Annotated in this window: 2 protein-coding genes; both read right to left on the bottom strand. The window is 31.5% G+C overall.

Annotation, left to right across the window (positions count from 1 at the left end):
* Window positions 1-938 precede the first annotated feature (938 nt).
* The gene (locus HHU12_RS33700; protein WP_169661116.1) at window positions 939-1262 is read right to left on the bottom strand and encodes a hypothetical protein; all 324 of its coding nucleotides are present in this window, start codon (window positions 1260-1262) and stop codon (window positions 939-941) included.
* A gap of 369 nt (window positions 1263-1631) precedes the next feature.
* Complete coding sequence (locus tag HHU12_RS33695) at window positions 1632-1778, bottom strand: toxin-antitoxin system YwqK family antitoxin (protein ID WP_169661115.1); 147 nt, start codon at window positions 1776-1778, stop codon at window positions 1632-1634.
* Window positions 1779-1895 lie beyond the last annotated feature (117 nt).

Below are 1895 nucleotides of genomic sequence, written 5' to 3'. Positions count from 1 at the left end.
ATTCATCACCATGTCAGTGATCAATATATCCAACGATATTTAGATGAATTTCATTTTCGATTTAATAGAAGGGTATATCGGAAAACAATTTTCAAAAAATTATTGGCACGGATGGTTTCTTCAATTCATGTCACCCAAAAACAGCTTTGTGATTGGGCGACGTAAGTTTATATACCTATAAATAATTAAGATAAATTTCGTTTTGATGGAAATGATGAGTACTTAGACTAAGTCTAGAAAGACTCGAAACGGCTATCTAGATCTGAGACGATAACGGAGGAGGCACACTACGCACGGCATTGATGGTGATCGTTAAGAAGTAAACGTTGACGGTATTATAATCACTGACGAACCAATGTTTTAGACGATTCGTTTCTTTAAAAAGTGTGAGGCTGATTCTCTTTGGAGGATCAGCCTTTTTTTGTCTTCAGAACAAAATAACGTACGCCATGACTGAGCACTCACTTGATGTTAATGAAATCTGTATGAATAATTACATACACAATTTAAGAGAATCACACTCTTCTTTAGACCAACCATAATACGGCACTTTCAAACCTGATATTGATGGCAAAGGACACAATACATCTGCAATAAAAGGGTCTCTCATAGAGAATTCAATTAAATAGTAATCATTACTCTTTTCTTCGAGAGATTACTCTACATTTTATACCATTCACCTTGAAGTAATATGCAGAATTTGATTTTTTACGTTCACTGTTACTTAAATAACCGATGGTATATCTTTTTGCTATAAAAAGAGTTGTATGAGTTGTTCTAAAAAGAAAACTTAATATTAGTCCCAAAAAGATAATAGTAAGTATAATCCCTGGTATATGTAATGTTTCATTTGAAGTTTCCTCACTCATTTTAGTAAAATAATTTGCTTATGTTGGTACTTATTTAAATCTGTTTCCTGTATTAAATATATCATTGAATTATATATAGTCCAATTCATTACAATTCACACTTGGTAAAAACTGTAGTTTATCTCCTCTAACCTTTCTCAAAGAGTCTCTATTCATTAGGTAAAAACATCTTTGCCCTTCAGACAACTGTCTCTCATTAAATTGATAGACATATTTACCTCTTCTAAACTCTTTAATTCCTGATGGCTTCTTTTTATAAAAAATATTGGTATCACAATCCGAAAAATAATATTGGCAATAAAAACTCTGATTATCATTGATGTATTCTCCGTAGAAGACATTTTCTTCTGTACTATAGAGTTTAATCTCTAAATATTCTGTTTCATTGCTCATTGTTAAGTAAGTACTTGTTTCATTGTGAAAGAATGAAACAATATTCCACTTATTGTAATTACCTAAGTCAAGATTTATACATTCTTTATTACACGATTCGTATATAACCTTAGGTGTCTTTTGGGCATCACAACTCATAAAAATAATAAGCGAAATAAAATATTTGTAGATAGATTTTTTGTTCATACAACTGTCCAGGTCAATTGGTGATTTTTTCTTGTACTTTCTCCTGTTTTAAGTGTTAAGCCGACAGGCGTCACTTGGAACTAAACATGAAAAAGTCTCCCGACTTCGAAAACTATTACTCACAAGTGACACAACCGGCTTAACACTTGCGATATAATATAGGGTGGAATAAGTTCAAAATTCTTATTGAGTAACTTTAAAGTTCTCTTTACTTAATATATTTCCTTCTTTATCATATGTAATCCACTCACCAACCTTTTGACCATCTAGGTAATCACCTACCATTTCTATTTTACCATTTTGAAAATAGAATAGATACTCACCTTCCATATTACCTTTTGGTAATGGATGATTTAGGTTGATTCTTTGTTATATATATATGAGACATTACAAAGAAATACGTTGTCCTCACTGTGAAGGCAACGATATAGTGAAAAATGGTCATAG

The sequence above is a fragment of the Flammeovirga aprica JL-4 genome (assembly GCF_012844305.1).
Taxonomy (GTDB): Bacteria; Bacteroidota; Bacteroidia; order Cytophagales; family Flammeovirgaceae; genus Flammeovirga; species Flammeovirga aprica.
This window is presented reverse-complemented; position numbering and strand designations above follow the sequence as displayed.

Coding starts and splice junctions, on each gene's coding strand:
- HHU12_RS33700 (WP_169661116.1), bottom strand. CDS start 1,262: ATGAGCAATGAAACAGAATATTTAGAGATTAAACTCTATAGTACAGAA.
- HHU12_RS33695 (WP_169661115.1), bottom strand. CDS start 1,778: ATGGAAGGTGAGTATCTATTCTATTTTCAAAATGGTAAAATAGAAATG.